This window comes from Dehalococcoidales bacterium (assembly GCA_028716225.1).
In the GTDB taxonomy this organism is placed as follows: domain Bacteria; phylum Chloroflexota; class Dehalococcoidia; order Dehalococcoidales; family UBA5760; genus UBA5760.
Map to the genome: position 1 here is coordinate 23,964 of JAQUQE010000014.1, position 15,140 is coordinate 39,103.

A 15,140-nucleotide genomic window follows, 5' to 3' on the forward strand; every position below is an offset into this window, starting at 1 on the left:
GCCCCCGGGCGGTTTTTTTGTTGGGAAAAATGGAGGTAAATCAATGGAACTTACAGATGAAATGACCGCTGAGATAGCCGCGAAAGCAGTCGCGGAATATCAGGCCAAACAGGACAAGGAAATTGTCAAACGCTTCACACCTGGCAATGATGGCCCCGAGCCGGAAACGCAGGGCTTTAAATCTCTGGGCGAGCAACTCCACGCTGTCATGCGCGCCAAGTCCGGCGCCCCCGATCCCCGGCTGAAGTCTATTGTCGGCAACTCGGAAGGCGTACCCGCAGATGGCGGCTTCCTGGTACAGACCGACTTCGCCACCCAACTACTCGAAAAAACCTTTAATAACAGCGACATAGTAAACCGGGTTTTCCGCATCCCGATCTCAGCCAATGCCAATGCCATTAAAATCCCGGCTGTGTCCGATGCTTCCAGGGCGGACGGCTCCCGCTGGGGCGGCATCCGGGCTTACTGGATGAATGAGGGCGGTTCTAAGACAGAATCCAATCCCTCTTTCGCACAGGTTAGCTTAGAGCTCAAGAAGCTCATCGGCTACTGCACCTGCACAGACGAACTCTTACAGGACGCCTCGGCCCTCGAATCCTGGATATCAAAAGCGTTTGCGGCAGAGTTCGACTTCAAGATCGCTGACGCTATCATAAACGGTGACGGCGCCGGCAAACCCCTCGGCATCTTGAATTCTCCATGCCTGGTAACGGTAACGGCTGAAACCGGCCAGGGCGCCTCGACCATCGTCTTTGAAAATATCGTCAAGATGTGGGCTTCAAGGTTCGGCCCCAACACGTCCAACTATGTTTGGTTGATTAACCAGAATATCGAGCCTCAGCTCTACACGATGGGACTGGCCGTAGGCGCGGGCGGTGGCCCGGTCTATCTGCCCCCCGGAGGTCTTTCGGTCGCACCTTACGGGACCCTCATGGGCCGCCCGGTAATACCTTGCGAACAATGCGCTTCGCTGGGAACTGCCGGTGACATTATCCTGGCCGATCTCTCGCAGTACGTGATGATCGACAAGGGATCGATGCAGAGCGCATCTTCGATTCACGTCAACTTCCAGACTGACCAGACGGCTTTCAGGTTTGTCTATCGCTGCGACGGGCAGCCTATGTGGTCGAATTACCTGACCCCGTACAAGGGCAGCACTTCTTACCAGAGCCCGTTCATCGTACTGTCCAGCACCAGGACCTAAATCGACCACTAACTTTTAGGAGGTAATTAACAATGGGAAAAATGAACATAGCCCAGAATATACACATCGTACCTATCAGGGCGACAACCGATGACTCAGCGACCTTCGCTGCCCCGCATATCAACATGAAGCTCTATGAAAAAGTGGAGTTCCTTGTCTATGTGGGCAATATCACGGGTGACACCATGACCATGACGGCCACTCAGTCGGCGGTCACAGCCGGCTCTACGTCAACCGCCATCGCTGCACGTTACCGCATAACGGCTGCCGCAGGAACTGACACCATGGGCGCGACAACCGCCCTCGCAACAACCGGCCTGGCCCTGACGAACGGTACTCACGACCTGTTGACCATCATCGTTGACATCGATTCACAGGACATGACCACAGAGAGCAAGCCCTATGCCGGCCTGACATTCACCAAATCCTCATCCGGCCAGGCGACCACAACCATCTTCGCCCTCTGCTGGCCGAAGTACCCGCAGGAAACCAACGCAAGCGCGTTAACCTAATGACAATCCCAAAGCGCAATAAAAGGAGGAGGGGAGTAGACAAACGCTCCCCTCCTCAAGTGCGGAAACCGCCGCCAAAAGCTGAAAGGCACGGCTTAGGAGGTAAAAATGTCCACTCAAGGTAAAGGGACTTACGTAATCAATTCCGGCTGGTCCGAAGGCTCACTCGTTTTCTACGAGAAGGCTGTGGGCCGGACGGTAACTGGCGACATTTTCACAATCGGCGCTTCACAGGTCACGGTCGGCGGCACCGGTCAGGACGTAGACTTTCTGGTCTACCTCGGCGGCGCGTCAAACTACTTTAAACTCGACTGCGGCGCCAAGACAGCCGCTTTCTACGGCGTAGATGTAACCGTAACCGGCGATCTGACCATCGCCACTGAGGACTTAGCCCTCGGCGATAACTGTTCCTTAGAGTTCGGCGATTCTACTGACGTTCTAATCACATGGGATACCTCTAATCTCACTATCATCCCTGCAACCGACGACACAGGCGAAATCCAGATCGGTAATGACGGCACCAAGTCAATGAACGTCAGGTTCTATGGAGCTACGGCTAACTATGGTGTCCTCTGGGACATGAACGGCGATACCAATGGCTCTTGGAACTTCGGCGCCAACACTTACGGCCTCATGGTCAACCTTTACGGTATAACGACCGGGTGCGGTGTGTTTTGGGACCCGGACGGCGATTCAAACAACGGCACTCTGTCAGTCGGCGCATCCGGCGGCTCGAAAGGTGTTGACCTTTACGCCTACGGTACAACCAACGGCAACTACTTACAGTGGGACCAGTCAGCTAATAAACTTCAACTGGTCGGGACCTCGACTGTCCTTTCTGTCGCTGGTACGACCGCTTCGTCCAGCACCTCAACAGGCGCGGTCATAATCTCTGGCGGCGTGGGTATTGCTGGCGCGGTATTCGGCACCACGATAGGGTTATCCGGCGCTCTTACTGTTACCCCGACTGCTGCCGGAACGTTCCTTGACTTCGTACTTGAAACCGAATGGGTATCAGGGACGCTGATTAACGCAGACTTCGGCTCCGCAACAACTCTTACGGGCGCTGTTGTGGGTGTCAACCTGGATATCGGGGCTAATATCGTGGCCACGTCCGAGCAATCGGTCAAGGCCATTGACATTAACCTTCCCCAAATGACGGTTGACGCCGCATCTCCTACGGTAAAAGGTATTGAGATCACCGCACAGGGCGCAATCGTTCAAACCACTTCAGGCACAACCACATGGAACGGCATAGATGTTACCATGCCTGCGACCACTCAAACCGCCGGAACGGTTACGGTCAATGGCATAATAGTAACTTCAGGAACCGTTACCAGCGGCACTCAAAACTGCATCAATATCGCCTCTACCGCATCTTCCAACGGCATCGCCTTTACCGGCACGGTAGCAAAGGGCATTAACTTCGCCGGCGCAACTCCGGCTCATGCGGATGCTGACGATGCGTTTGTAGCGATAGGTACATGGAATGATCCGCTGGTTATCACTACCCAGGCTTACCACTTCGTCCCTATCCAGGTCAACCTCAGAAGCGATACCAGTATCAATGCCGATATAGCGGCTGCCAGGTTCAGGGTTAACACTTCGACCTCTACAGCCAATACCCTAACCGCTGTGAATGTACTCGAACTGCGATCTGCGCTGTATACCAATGTCGCTTCCCATGCCAACCTGCAGGTAAGTACGACTATATCTGATGCCGTACAGGTTCAGACCGGCGAGGCATTGGTAGCCTACTTCGCCTTTGACGGTGCGGCTGCCATGACAAATATCGGGGCCAACCCCAACATAGCGGTAGCTGAATTCAAGGTCAACAACACGGCAACTACTCTCACCGATGCCGTTATCATCGAAGCCGTCAATAGTTCAACCGTTGGGAACATGCTCAGGATTAAGACTAACAGCGCAACGGTAACTGATGGCATAGAGATATCCGGCGACATGACCACCGCCATCTCTATTGAAGCAGGCACAATAACGACAGGTATCAGTATACCGAGCACTTGTACCACTGGCATTAGCGTTGCTTCCCCGATAGTGTCCACCTCTACAATAACTCAAACCATAGCCGCACTCGGTAACGATGCCAGGGGCGCCAGCTTCAAATTCACTCAGGCAACCCCGGCGGTCTCAGATGGCTATGCTGCGTTTGAGATTGAAACCACCGTATCGGGAATTGCTACGGGTATGCACTCCGCCCTCTCGTCTTGGGTAAACATCAGCGGCTCTGGTGCTATGGGTGCTAACCTGGTAGCCGCCCAGCAAAATGGTATATGGGCAGATGCGGGTTCAAATACCGGCTCAATCGTAATCTTCGGTATGAGGGCGCAGGCAATACTGACTGACGCTCCTACCGTACTCGCCCCGTTCTCCTTAAACACTTCCAACAGGGAAATCACGGCTCTGTTTGAAATGAACTCCAACCCCGATGTCGGGTATCAGGCAAATGCGAACGAAACCAGCCCGAAAGTAGGTGACGTTCCTCTGTTCTGCGATGCTGCAGGACAACAGTACTTCGTCCGCATCTACTCTGCACGAGGTTAATCTTCAGGCTTCCGGGGGCTGTGCCTTTTAAACAGCCCCCGTCCTGGAGGTGAAACATGAAACTTGAAATTAAAGGCGATACCGCCATCATCGACGGAGAAGATAACTTTCTCGGCAAGCTGATAGCTGGCTGTGAAGGTAAAGTTCTAATCAAATCGCCCTATATCAAGGGCGGACAAAGGGAAATCAAGTCCGTTAAGGACAAATCCGGCAAGGAACTCGGGTTAAAACTCGGCACACTTAAAAAAGATGTCGAAAAGAAATCCAAATAGATTCAAAGAAAGGAGAGTTAAAAAAATGCAACTTGGTGTATTCGACCGGCTAATCCTGCTCAACATTCTACCTAAAGAGGGTGACTTCACCACGTTGAAGATCATCCGCAAATTGAGGGAGGATCTGTCTTTCACGGAGGACGAACACAAAGCCCTAAACTTTGTCCAGGAGGAGGGGAATATCAAATGGCAGACTGAGGCTGACATTCCAAAGGAAATCCTTATAGGCGAAAAGGCCACAGACATCATCGTGGAAGTCCTCAAGAAACTGGACAAGGACAAGAAGCTGACGGACCAGCATGTCTCGGTATATGAGAAGTTTGTGAGTTAGCCTGCTTCGGCAGGTTCTCTCCTTTGGCCCTGCTGTCCTGTCCATCGGGGCAAACAAGGCGGAGATCCCCGAGGCAGGGCTTATTTATAGGAGGTCAACATGACTGTAATGTATGAAAAGGGATTCGCACAGACCTGTGAAAAAACAGACGGCACCTGTCCGAACGGCGATGACAACCTGTTTACTATCTCAGGCGGCCCGATACTGGTCACTCACTTTTATGGGCTGGTGACTACGATCATAGGTAATAATGCCTCGACCTGTACGATTCAACACGCCTGTACTGACCCGGCAGCGGACATCGCACTTTCAACAGCAGTCAGAATTGACACCGATGAGGTTGGGACGACTTATTATATTGATAATACGGCTCTCGGTATATTTACGCCGATTACGGCAGGCTCTTGTATTATCCCGGCCCTGATGCTGCCCTGGTTGTTGACACCAGGCTCTTTACAGGCCACGTTCTCAGCGGCCAATACAGGGGCTATCCGGTGGTTTATATCTTATATTCCCCTGTCTCAGTATTCTAAAGTAACGGCGGCAGCATAATGGGATTTGAAACCATAAAAGTCATCATGGAAGCCAACGCAGTACAGGCCACTGTCGATCAGGCTATTAAAGATAATCCCACTGAATGCCCAGACTGCGCCTGGCCGCTTAAAGTAAACTCGGCGGGCCAGAAGGCTTGCCCGATCTGTGAGAGGGTTTGGTCATGAACTGTTACGTTCCAATCTCCGATCTCAAAACAGCTTTAGCTATAACCGCGACTACTGACGATGTTGTCCTGCGGAACATAGCCGATAGTGCCAGCCGGATGATTGATAGGTTCACTGGCCGGGTTTTCTACGTGACCTCGGCGACCAAGTATTTCGATGGCCGGACACCTCTTTGGATACCCGACTGCCTGTCGATCACGACTTTGAAAACAGACGAGGACGGCGATGCCACCTTTGAAAACACCTTCGCGGAAACCGACTATATCTTATATGGCCCCGGCGAGGATGATGCCCTTAACAGATACCCTCGAATAAGAATCGAACTATCTATGGACTCCGATTACGGCGGCTTCGCCACAGGCGTTAAAAAAGGTGTGCAGATCATAGGCACATGGGGTTATGGTGACGGTATCTCGGCTACGCCTTACCTTGTTGATACCACTCTAAGCGCGGCCATCTCGTCAACCTCGGCCACGACCTGTGCGGTGACGGCGGCGACCAATCTCTCAGCCGGCCAGACGATCTTGATTGACAGTGAGCAGATGTTTATACAAAGCATCTCGACCACGACCTTGACGGTTGTCCGGGGCGTGAACGGCACGACAGCGGCCACGCATTCAAATGGCGCCTCGCTTTATATTTACCAGTATCCCTTTGATGTGTGGCAGGCTTGCTTGGCCCTGGCCTCGGCGGTTTATCAGAATCGCTCCAAGCAAGGGTTATCAAGTGAAACGCTCGGTGATTACTCTTACACGCTGGGGAAACAGCAGGTCAACACGATCTGCAACGACTATATTTCATCGTATCGTATATTGAGGGTTTAATGGGCTTCACATCTCTTTTGAAAGACACCTTCGTTCCGTACACCTTAACCGTGACCGATGATGGCGTGGGCGGCCAGGTGGAAACGTGGACTGAGGGCACGGCCTTTCAAGGCAGGTTGTCTATCCTCTCAGCCAGTGAACGCCTCGGCGCCGACAAAGTGACTGTCTACGCCTCGCACCGTCTTTACTGTGATGCTTCGGTCAGTCTGTCAGAGGATGACAAGGTTACTTTCGACAGCCGGACATTCCAGGTAAGAACGATCCAAAAGCCCTCGGAACTCGGAACCGGAATCGGACATCTTGAAATAGATGTGTTGGAGTTAGATTGACCGACGTACGAATGATCTCCTATAAGGCAGAACGGTTAGCTGAGATAAATGCCCGCCTCAAGTCAAATATGACCAAAGCCTGTCTCTTGGTTGAAAGGGATGCCAAGATCAATGCCCCGGTAGACACCGGGCGGCTCCGGGCCTCGATTACTAACCGATTGGAAGTCGAGAAAGATCAATTGATCGGGATTGTTGGAACAAATGTTGAGTATGCCCCTTATCAGGAGTTCGGCACGTCAAAAATGCCAGCTCACCCGTTTTTATACCCAGCCCTCGAAGCCAATAAATCTAAAATCAAAGGGCTTTTGAAAGAGAAATGATAACCGCCTTTATGACAGGATTTCGAGATAAATTAAAATTATGGCCTTCCACATGGGCCGCAGCCACGGCTTATGCTATAGGTGACATAATTAAGCCCACGACTTATGCTGATCACTGTTACAAATGCACCACAGCAGGGACTTCAGCGGCGGTCACGGAGCCAACCTGGGGTACTACGAATGGTGGGACTACGGCGGATGGCACAGGAACCTTAGTCTGGACTTGTTATGATAAAAAAACATATAACCTGAAGGCCCCACAGGATGCCACTATTCCTTATGTGGTATTTGGGCTTTTAACCGATGTGCCAATAGGGACATTTGAAAATCCTGCCATTATTGAGGATATGGTATTTTACGTGAACTGTTTCTCTAATATATCACAGGCACACGTAGCACAAATGGCTGATCTTGTTAATACCGCCGTACAAAACACGACATTGACAATTACGGGATATACAGCAATGAAGTGTGTTAGAGAATATATTGGAGCCCTCTTCTTTGACGATGCAGGGGGAATTTACCAAATACCTATGCGCTACAGAGTGCAGGGGAGTTTGTAATGGCAAAACCACAGAAAGTGAAGATCGATGTCAATAAATTAGCCAGCCAATTCACTGTTTATCTTACTATAACAGGAATGTGCCGATTTAGAATCCGTCTATGGATAGCACTTCAACTGACAAAGTTGGCTGCTTTGGTAAGTGGTATGAAATGGGAAATATTAGCCAAGCCAAACGGAGAATAAAATGGCAGTTAAAAAAGCAAAGAACACAGCGATCTTAAACGCTGACAAGGTTATTCAAAAGACAGATGATAGGCCGCAGGTGCTTGAGATCCCGGATAGCGACTGGATTAATAAAAACTCAGTCATATCCGGCAGCGTTGACGTGCTTTCAAAATACGGCGACCGCATAAAATCAGTCACGATCTATAAAGGCCGCAACACAGTCATCGAAATACTCAGGGATTAGCTTCGTAGGGTTGAACTGTCACCCCACTCCCATCTATAAAAACCCTATATTCCCCAGGCGGCAATCCCTCAAGGAACCTCTGTTTCATCGGGCAATCTAATAATTCAATTTTATCCACTCTAATCGCCTCCTAAGAAATTATAACACAGGAGCGCGCTTCATAGGTAAGAATCAATATTGGAGGTGCAAATATGGCCCATTTAGCAGGCAAAGCTGGGTACGTCGACACCGGTTCGACAGTAGCCGGCATAAAATCATGGACACTCGACTATACTTCCGATGCCCTCGAAACAACCGACTTCGGAGATGCCGGGGTAAAGACTTTTATCATCGGCGGCTCGGGATGGTCGGGAACATTTGAAGGTTATAAGGACGGTGTACCTCAGACGTTGGCCGGTTCGTCCGTAACCCTCAAACTCTACGAGGACAATACTTACTTCTGGACGGGGACGGCTTACATAACCGGAATCTCGGCTAATACGGCGCATGACGGAATCGTGTCTTATAGCTACACATTCCAGGGTACTGGCGCATTAACTGTTCCACTGGGGTAAAGAGATGGCGCATATAGCGGGTAAAAACGGCAACGTATATTCAGGCGCAACGGTAATCGATACGTGCGAGAGCGCATGGACAGCCGGGGGAGCTGGCCGCGCCACCTCAACCACGACCGGAAAGGTCGGGACCAACTGCACGCGCGTGACCACGACCACAATCGGCGCCACGACCTTACTTCAGTATAAGGACATTGTTTCAAAAGACCTCACATCGTATGACGCCATATACGCCTGGTTCCGGTCCAGTGTGACCACAGCCGCCGGCGCTTTGCAGTTTTTGGTTGACGAAGGGACAGGCGCCTCCGCCCCGGAGGAAACTTTAAACATACCGGTTTTAACGACTACCGTTTGGAGAAGATGTCTTTTACCTATGACCACGCCTTCGGCCTTGAATGCAGTCCTGTCGGTCGGGCTTTACCAGGCCACCGACTTAGCAGATGGGACGTTCGATGTTGACGATGTTGAGGCCATAGCAGAGGTTGACGGTATCAAGTCATGGTCGCTCGATTACACCGCTGACACGTTGGAAACAACGGACTTCGGGGATGCAGGCGTGAAGTCCTACATCATAGGCGGGGCCGGCTGGTCCGGGACGTTCGAGGGCTACAAGGACGGCATACCCCTGTCAATAGGGAGCGCCATAATCCTGGCCCTGGGCGAAAGCCTGACACCCGGCCAGCAATGGTTAGGGGACGCTTTCATAACGGAAGTTCACCCCAACGTAGCGCATGATGGGATAGTCTCGTATACATACAATTTCGTGGGCTCAGGAGCCTTACAGAGTGCGTCCCTCTAACGGCGAGGTGGGCGTTTTACTTCAGGACGGCAGGCAGATCGGCGGGTTTATGGGTTGGAGTATTATCCTACTCTTGAACTCGAAGGAAAAACAGGACGGGCGAGAGTACAAAAAGTCCTCTGTCCGGGCCAAAGCGCAGAAGTTTTGGTTGTTTGAAAAGCCCACCGGTGAGATTACGGCGAAATACTACGGGCTGGTGGAAGATACCCTGGCCATCATCTCTCAGTCCAAGATCGAGGCTGACTTCGGGGAATACGAACTTAATAAGATGATTCCCCGCATGTTGGAAATGATATGGATTTAGATTCTGCGGTCGTTTACCTTTGCCTGACCTTACACTGGACATTCCCGGAAGCGGTCAGGTTCGTCAAAGAAACCCCGATCCGCAAAGTCCGGGCGTTCATGGCCGAACTTGCCTATCAGAAGTCGGTCGAAGATTACCGGACAGCCTCATACTCAGCCCTTATTATCTGTACCTGGGCCAATGCACAGAAGAAAGGCAACCACTATCAGATTAAAGACTTCATAGGCCAGCCACCACAGAGGAAAAACGCTAAAAGCACGCTCTCTGAAGCAATTGAAAAAGCTGGTATTAAAATGCCGGAGGGATAAATGGAACTCTTAAAGGATGAGAAATACACGATCAAACTCGGCGATAAGGAATACGGAATCCCTGAATTATCCTGGGAGGTGCTGAGTGCTATCGAACAGGAATTTGATTGCAGCATGCGGGAACTCCGGGCAAGGTTTGAAGCCAAAGAAGTCACGTCCCTGCTCTCGCTTGTGTATGTGCTTCTGAAATGTAATTACCCCGAGATAACCAAAAAGGAAATCGGCCAGCAGGGGAAGATAGGCGATATTCAGCCCGTATCCGAAAGGGTATTTGCGGCTATTAAGGCGGCAGAGAGTAATGGACACTTTAGCAGAGCTGGCAGTTAAGATAACGACCGATACCAAAGGACTCACCGAAGGACTTGGTAATGTCGAGAAAAAGTTATCATCCTTTGCTCCTACTGCCAAGAAAATCGGTGTCGGGATAGGGATAGGAACTGTGGCTGCCGTTGGTGCTGGCCTGGCGGCTGCGACATCTTTTGCCGGGACTGCTGATGAACTTGAGGAGATGTCCCAGCGGACAGGTATCGGCACAACTGCCTTACAGGAACTTCAATACGCTGCCAAATTGACCGGCTCCGATCTTAGCGGATTAGAAGGTGGTGTTAAGAAAATGCAAAATGCCATCTCTGACGGCTCGCCCGAACTTGAAAAATTAGGTATCAATTTAACTTCACTTCAAGGCTTATCGGTTGAGGAGCAATTAGCGGCGGTAGCCGACATTATAGCTGGGATTGAAGACCCAACCATGCGGGCAAATGTGGCTATGGCAATCATGGGTAAATCAGGAACGGATTTAATACCCATGTTGGCTGGTGGGAAAGCGGGGTTAAAGGAATATGCCGATGAAGCGCATAACGCCAATGTCATTATGAGTGAGGAATCTGTCAAGGCCGGTGCTGAGTTTCAGGATGGTTTAGATAAATTAACATTTGCTATCGGTGGTGTGGTCAACCAGATCGGCGCAGCTCTCATACCTGTCATAACTCCTCTCATACCTTTATTCGAGGAACTTATCAAGACGCTTCCGCTTGAGGAGTTTACTAAACTACTAAAGGATTTGCTACCGCCTATCGTGGAACTGTTTTCCAAACTAATGAAGGCCATTCCCCTTGATATTGTGATTAAGTTTGTCTCGGCGGCGCTTGTGCCTCTACTCCATATACTTGAGGCTATTTTACCTGTGCTGGAACCGATTTTGTATCTGGTGGGGCAGCTTTTACAACTACTGACACCTGTCTTAGATGTACTCGGCCAGGTGCTTAGTTTTGTCTTTCGCATATTGGGGTCAGGCATTACCAGTGTTCTGAGCGAGGTTGCTGGATTGTTCGGCGGCGAACGGGTGAGTTTCAATATGCCATCTTTTGCCTCCGGCGGCATTGTCCCGGGAACCGGCCCTCAGCTTATTATGGCCCACGGCGGCGAAGGTGTATTGACACCCGACATGATGGCTTCAATGGGCGGGAATATCAACCTCTACATCGACGGTGAGCAGGTTTCAAACGTGGTCGAAAAGAGACTTTATGACCGGTTAAGGTATCAGGAAATACCGAGTTATCTCTAATGTATAACGAATATCTTTACAACGAGGTCGTGTATAACCGTGACCTCATCACACACCCGATCATTAAAATTTACCTCGAAGGTGTAGACGTGACCTCTCAAACTAAACTGGCGGACTTTTCCATTGAAGATCAACTGGACGGCGTAAGCACGTCCACAGTGAGGATGAATGGCTAACCAGATCGTTATAACCATAGAGGGCGTTGACGTGACTGCCGATGTGGAACTCCGAGAGTTTATTGTTGAGGATCCCCTCGATGGCGAAAAGACGGCAACGGCGGTGATCGAACCATGAACTGTGGCGATGAAATCGTAATCACCGACGCGCGCCTTGGTCCAGCCAATATATTCGGCGGGTATATTAAGGACATCACGTACAGATTCTTAACCTATAATACTTACGTCCAGATATGCAAATGCCAGGATTACACGAAGTTAATTACGGACGTTTCCAGCGGCGTGACCGCTGACTACTCAGCCGGAGCCAACACTGAAAAGGAAATCCTGACCGCTTTATTTGCTGCTCACTGTGCAACGATAACGGTCGGCGCCTCGGTTATTGCCGGGGATTTGGCAGCGATTAAGTTCACAGATTCCAGTCTTATAAGGGCGATTGACGAGCTCGCGGCCATCAGTGATCGGAAATGGTATGTTGACTATGACAAAGCCCTGCATTATTTTGTCTCAGGGGACGAGGCGTCCACCTTCGACCTGTCGGATTCCCCGAATAACACAACTACATTTCCATACGCCAACCTCGAATATACGATAGATGAGGATTCCCTTGAAAGAGCGACACTGGTCTGCTGGCAGCCGGGGCTATTCGCTGGACAGACTATCGGGATAACGAACGCCACTCTTGTATGGGCGGATAAACAGTTCCTGGTCACGAATGTCATCACGAAGCTAAAAGGGAAAACAGATGTTGCGGCCTACACGTTAGAGTATTCGGTCACGCTGGGGACGATCCCGAAGCAACGGTTCACGAACGAAGTCATCCGGGCCGGCCGGGTAATCACAACAGCGCGCGTTGCTGACGCCGCCATCACAACGGCCAAGATCGAAGATTTAGCCTGCACTACAGCCAAAATAAATGACCTCGCAGTCACAACAGCTAAGATCGATTCCCTCGCAGTAACAGAGGCCAAGATCGGCTCCCTTGCTGTGACAAGCGCTAAAATCAACGATTGTGCAGTATCCAAGCTCACAGCAGGGACAATATCATCAAAAGCCATCACACTGGCTGTTGCCGCAGGTACGGGTGATTCTTACATAGCGGCGGGCAAGACAGATTTCACTAACACTGATTCCGGCTTTATTCTTGGATTGGATGACAGTGATAGTGACCTTGCGAAATTCTATATAGGCAGTTCGACGAATTATCTAAACTGGACAGGCTCGGCATTAAACATCACTTTAGGTTCGGGTGTTTTTGCATTAACCAGCACAGGCGCAAAGGTGACAGGAAACGGGACATCGAGCATGTCCTTTAAATACGATTCTGGCGATGCAAACGATACGGGGTATATTTGCTCGCTTTCATCGGATATTATTCAATTCGGAATTCACCAAGAACTCCAAATAACTGCCGGTTTCAGTTTTGCGGCAGAGGGGGAAGCAAATATCAAAATAGGAGTCGGTGCCGCAAACTACATAGAGATTGGCGCATCGTATGTAGGACTTCAAGTATATGGGTTGAAAGCTTCAAACTTGATCGAGGCTCAAGCAGGAATAGCCTCAACAGGTGACATCTATCCTACAGCGACTAATACCTATGATCTGGGAACCGCAGCTAAAACATGGGAAAACATTTACGGCAGGTGTCATATTTTATATGGGGTTGCACAGGCTATCGCTGGATGTTTATTTTATGATACAGACCCATCAATCGGGATTTACGTCAATGGTGGTTGGCATTGGAAGCACTTAGATGATGATTAAAGAACCTCTACAAATAATCAAGGCCAAACAGAAAGCGCATCCCCATATAACACCGGATAGGAAAACCATGTTTTGCCCTGAGTGTGGGGAAAGCTTGCATGACATTCAAATCATCAATGAATACGTGTGTTCGGGTTGCCGCTTTGTGGTGGGCGAGAGTGACAAATTCTGCTGGCATTGTGGGGAGGAGCTAAAGGGCTTATCAGAAGTCCATTACTGGTGTAACAATAACGAACTTGACCACGAAGCTTTTAAGAACCTGGCGGATGCCTTGAAACTGAAGGGCGTTAAATCATAACTGGACAACCGATACGTAAAAGGTATATGATAAAAGAGATGTGGAAGTTGGGAATACTCTTAGCGATCATCGGCGCTGTTAGTTTAGTCGCCGCAGTCCAAGCTAATGATGTGCCTGTTAATTATGATTCAGATACACAAACCCTGACCATTACCACACAGCATTTCAAAGTCCTTTCTCATACCTCGTCATCGGTCACAGTTGAATATCTCGAAGGTGGCATGTACTACCGTCCTGGTGAACCACCTGGGCCAACTAACCCATTCTATCCCTGTGTAACTACTTTCAGATCATCCGGCTTTCAGTGGGAAAAGGATGCAGTCGAATTAGTCAATAGGTAAACTTTAAATTCGCTATCCATAGGGCGCTCTACGAAGCGCCTTTTTTGTTGGAGAAAATATGACATACAAAGTCCCAAAAAATAATGCGTACTCTACTTTAGCGTCCGGTATAGATGATGTAGCCTTGTCGTTATCGGTTGCTGCCGGTGAGGGCGTTCGTTTCCCTGATACCTTCCCGTTCCATATCACGATTGATTCAGAGATTTTGGAATGTACTAACCGGGCAGTCGATACGTTGACAGTCACAAGGTCGGCGGAAAGCACAAGCGCGGCCACGCATGATGCAGGGGCAGCGGTAAGGTTAAATATCACAGCAGAGGCCATTACGGAACTCCAGACAGCAGCACCGGAAGGCCATGCCGCAGCGGTATTATCAAGCACGGTACATGGTTGCGACATGTTATGCAGGGCAGCAATTGTAGCTGACCAATCTGCAATCCCGAATAATAAATATGCGAGAGTAGAATTAAACAACGTAGCTTCTCCGGGGTTTGATTTAGGGTCTAATTTCAAGTCGGGATATGTGCTTGGGGCAGCGGGAGCATACAGACAGGCTGATGCAGATTCTACCTCTACTAAAATTGAAGATGATGATGCGGCATTTACTACCGTTGCAGGAAAGACCAATGCGCTCAGATATGCTTTGGTGAACTGGTCAAGTGATGCAGCAGGGACATTGAATACGGGTAGTGGGTATGTTACTGCGGTTACCGATGCAGATACTTTGACAATTTACAAGACCGCCGGTGCTAATTTTGCAGCATCCTATTATTATGCTATCAAACAGGCGTGGTTCCTGGTTCCTGCCACGGGTATATATCCTGTGGGCGGCATGATTTACTACAGCAGTACCAGTATGGTTGCAAATAAATCAGTTGGCGCGGCTATTGTTGTTAATGGGTCCATTGCCACCCAACTTGTGCTTCATACTGCTTTAATCGATTACATAAATGTACCTATACCAATGTTTGGCGTGTCTTTG

Annotated in this window: 24 protein-coding genes; 23 read left to right on the forward strand and 1 reads right to left on the reverse strand. The window is 50.0% G+C overall.

What is annotated here, in order from left to right; all coding sequences use genetic code 11:
• The first annotated feature begins 43 nt into the window (after positions 1-43).
• The 13 genes from PHI12_08815 (at position 44) to PHI12_08875 (ending at position 8,050) form a co-directional block, all read left to right on the forward strand.
• Entirely contained in the window at positions 44-1,204 is a 1,161-nt protein-coding gene (locus PHI12_08815; protein MDD5510899.1) for a phage major capsid protein, read from the forward strand.
• A gap of 32 nt (positions 1,205-1,236) precedes the next feature.
• Positions 1,237-1,716 carry a hypothetical protein gene (locus PHI12_08820; GenBank protein MDD5510900.1) on the forward strand — a complete coding sequence of 160 codons (480 nt, stop codon included), beginning with the start codon at positions 1,237-1,239 and terminating at the stop codon, positions 1,714-1,716.
• Positions 1,717-1,824: 108 nt separating this feature from the next.
• A complete protein-coding gene (locus PHI12_08825) occupies positions 1,825-4,281 on the forward strand; it encodes a hypothetical protein (GenBank protein MDD5510901.1) in 2,457 nt (818 codons plus the stop codon).
• Between the two features lie 56 nt (positions 4,282-4,337).
• The gene (locus PHI12_08830) at positions 4,338-4,553 is read left to right on the forward strand and encodes a hypothetical protein (protein ID MDD5510902.1); all 216 of its coding nucleotides are present in this window, start codon (positions 4,338-4,340) and stop codon (positions 4,551-4,553) included.
• Positions 4,554-4,578: 25 nt separating this feature from the next.
• Positions 4,579-4,884 (forward strand): hypothetical protein, encoded by a 306-nt coding sequence (locus PHI12_08835; GenBank protein ID MDD5510903.1) that lies wholly within the window; start codon positions 4,579-4,581, stop codon positions 4,882-4,884.
• 99 nt (positions 4,885-4,983) lie between these two features.
• A complete protein-coding gene (locus PHI12_08840; GenBank protein MDD5510904.1) occupies positions 4,984-5,436 on the forward strand; it encodes a hypothetical protein in 453 nt (150 codons plus the stop codon).
• Positions 5,436-5,603 carry a hypothetical protein gene (locus PHI12_08845; GenBank protein MDD5510905.1) on the forward strand — a complete coding sequence of 56 codons (168 nt, stop codon included), beginning with the start codon at positions 5,436-5,438 and terminating at the stop codon, positions 5,601-5,603. Before PHI12_08840 ends, PHI12_08845 begins: the two co-directional genes overlap by 1 nt.
• A complete protein-coding gene (locus PHI12_08850) occupies positions 5,600-6,427 on the forward strand; it encodes a hypothetical protein (GenBank protein ID MDD5510906.1) in 828 nt (275 codons plus the stop codon). The genes PHI12_08845 and PHI12_08850 overlap by 4 nt, the downstream gene beginning before the upstream one ends.
• Entirely contained in the window at positions 6,427-6,756 is a 330-nt protein-coding gene (locus PHI12_08855) for a head-tail adaptor protein (GenBank protein MDD5510907.1), read from the forward strand. Before PHI12_08850 ends, PHI12_08855 begins: the two co-directional genes overlap by 1 nt.
• Complete coding sequence (locus PHI12_08860; GenBank protein ID MDD5510908.1) at positions 6,753-7,076, forward strand: HK97 gp10 family phage protein; 324 nt, start codon at positions 6,753-6,755, stop codon at positions 7,074-7,076. The genes PHI12_08855 and PHI12_08860 overlap by 4 nt, the downstream gene beginning before the upstream one ends.
• An 11-nt stretch (positions 7,077-7,087) precedes the next feature.
• A complete protein-coding gene (locus PHI12_08865; protein MDD5510909.1) occupies positions 7,088-7,639 on the forward strand; it encodes a hypothetical protein in 552 nt (183 codons plus the stop codon).
• Complete coding sequence (locus PHI12_08870; GenBank protein MDD5510910.1) at positions 7,639-7,824, forward strand: hypothetical protein; 186 nt, start codon at positions 7,639-7,641, stop codon at positions 7,822-7,824. Before PHI12_08865 ends, PHI12_08870 begins: the two co-directional genes overlap by 1 nt.
• A gap of 1 nt (position 7,825) precedes the next feature.
• Positions 7,826-8,050 (forward strand): hypothetical protein, encoded by a 225-nt coding sequence (locus PHI12_08875; protein MDD5510911.1) that lies wholly within the window; start codon positions 7,826-7,828, stop codon positions 8,048-8,050.
• Here the strand turns inward: PHI12_08875 and PHI12_08880 are convergent.
• The gene (locus tag PHI12_08880) at positions 8,040-8,168 is read right to left on the reverse strand and encodes a hypothetical protein (protein MDD5510912.1); all 129 of its coding nucleotides are present in this window, start codon (positions 8,166-8,168) and stop codon (positions 8,040-8,042) included. The two genes, PHI12_08875 and PHI12_08880, sit on opposite strands and share 11 nt — an antisense overlap.
• A gap of 73 nt (positions 8,169-8,241) precedes the next feature.
• Between PHI12_08880 and PHI12_08885 the strand changes: the two genes are divergently transcribed.
• From PHI12_08885 to PHI12_08930, 10 genes are all read left to right on the forward strand, one after another.
• On the forward strand, positions 8,242-8,604 hold the full coding sequence (locus PHI12_08885; GenBank protein MDD5510913.1) for a hypothetical protein: 363 nt from the start codon (positions 8,242-8,244) through the stop codon (positions 8,602-8,604).
• 4 nt (positions 8,605-8,608) lie between these two features.
• On the forward strand, positions 8,609-9,403 hold the full coding sequence (locus tag PHI12_08890) for a hypothetical protein (protein MDD5510914.1): 795 nt from the start codon (positions 8,609-8,611) through the stop codon (positions 9,401-9,403).
• Positions 9,390-9,707: a hypothetical protein gene (locus tag PHI12_08895; GenBank protein MDD5510915.1), complete on the forward strand. Its 318-nt coding sequence runs from the start codon at positions 9,390-9,392 to the stop codon at positions 9,705-9,707. The genes PHI12_08890 and PHI12_08895 overlap by 14 nt, the downstream gene beginning before the upstream one ends.
• The gene (locus PHI12_08900) at positions 9,698-10,015 is read left to right on the forward strand and encodes a hypothetical protein (GenBank protein MDD5510916.1); all 318 of its coding nucleotides are present in this window, start codon (positions 9,698-9,700) and stop codon (positions 10,013-10,015) included. The genes PHI12_08895 and PHI12_08900 overlap by 10 nt, the downstream gene beginning before the upstream one ends.
• Entirely contained in the window at positions 10,016-10,342 is a 327-nt protein-coding gene (locus PHI12_08905; protein ID MDD5510917.1) for a hypothetical protein, read from the forward strand.
• On the forward strand, positions 10,314-11,579 hold the full coding sequence (locus PHI12_08910; GenBank protein ID MDD5510918.1) for a hypothetical protein: 1,266 nt from the start codon (positions 10,314-10,316) through the stop codon (positions 11,577-11,579). The genes PHI12_08905 and PHI12_08910 overlap by 29 nt, the downstream gene beginning before the upstream one ends.
• 168 nt (positions 11,580-11,747) lie before the next feature.
• On the forward strand, positions 11,748-11,873 hold the full coding sequence (locus tag PHI12_08915) for a hypothetical protein (protein ID MDD5510919.1): 126 nt from the start codon (positions 11,748-11,750) through the stop codon (positions 11,871-11,873).
• Positions 11,870-13,519 carry a hypothetical protein gene (locus PHI12_08920; GenBank protein MDD5510920.1) on the forward strand — a complete coding sequence of 550 codons (1,650 nt, stop codon included), beginning with the start codon at positions 11,870-11,872 and terminating at the stop codon, positions 13,517-13,519. Before PHI12_08915 ends, PHI12_08920 begins: the two co-directional genes overlap by 4 nt.
• Positions 13,509-13,817 carry a zinc ribbon domain-containing protein gene (locus PHI12_08925; protein ID MDD5510921.1) on the forward strand — a complete coding sequence of 103 codons (309 nt, stop codon included), beginning with the start codon at positions 13,509-13,511 and terminating at the stop codon, positions 13,815-13,817. Before PHI12_08920 ends, PHI12_08925 begins: the two co-directional genes overlap by 11 nt.
• 399 nt (positions 13,818-14,216) lie before the next feature.
• Positions 14,217-15,140 (forward strand): hypothetical protein (locus PHI12_08930; protein MDD5510922.1); only part of this gene is annotated, 924 nt, incomplete at its 3' end.